Genomic DNA, 866 nt, shown 5'->3' on the forward strand with positions numbered 1-866 from the left:
AGACATATGCGGGTATCCGCACCTTTGACAGCGAACCTCTGGCACGGATGAATGCGAACTACCGCAACCGTGAATATCCGGATTCACACTTCACCGTCAAGCACGACAAAGACGCGAATCTCTGGTACCTCGAAGAAGAACAGAAGCCTGAAGCCCTGTCTGCCAGTGATCCGATGGATGATGATGCAGTCAAGCGGTTCCGGACCCGCGACCCCCAGAAAGCGATTCACAACCAGATACGTACAGCCCGTCGCGGTGCCCAGATCATCAACCGTACTCTGGACAGCAACAAGCACAATATCCAGAAGAAGCAGCACGAGGCCAGAAAGCTCGGCACCTTCTTCCGCCTCGATCCCAAGACCGGCGAGTTGGTGGATATTGAGCTGCGGCTGGCTGATCTGGCGTCACTGGGCAAAGGACTGATGTCTGGCCGTGACGAGATGCACAAGCTGGATGACTATGCCGCTGCCTACCATCATGCCCTCGGCCTGTTGATGGAGCAGGGTTACTTCCCCAAGCTGGATGCCGGTATTGGCGAGCACAACCCCATGGCGTCTGACCGTATCTTCTTCATCGAAGGCAAGAACGAGTACACCTTGGGGCAGGCCGACAATCACCGGAAGGAACGGCTGAGAGATACCGAGGAGCTGCTTGCCCAGGCAGGGAAACTTTACCTTGAACGCCGTGCGTTGCTTGAGCGTCTGGACGGACTCAAGAAAGACGACAACGGCGAGTTTGTCATCAAGGTTAAACCGAAGGTGCTGGAACGGCTCAGGGAGCAATACCCGGAGTTCATCACCCGTATGTTACCCCGCACCAAGCCGAAGAAAAATGTAAAGAAGCTGGCGGATTATGTGGCACCCTAC

1 protein-coding gene is annotated in these 866 nt (G+C 55.5%); it reads left to right on the forward strand.

The genetic code is table 11. The annotated features are described in order from the left end of the window. Window positions 1-866: hypothetical protein (locus tag ABD892_RS10430; protein ID WP_345195560.1), on the forward strand; the 866-nt coding region annotated here is incomplete at both ends.

Origin of the sequence: Kistimonas scapharcae (genome assembly GCF_039540975.1) — a bacterium.
GTDB classification, from domain to species: Bacteria; Pseudomonadota; Gammaproteobacteria; order Pseudomonadales; family Endozoicomonadaceae; genus Kistimonas; species Kistimonas scapharcae.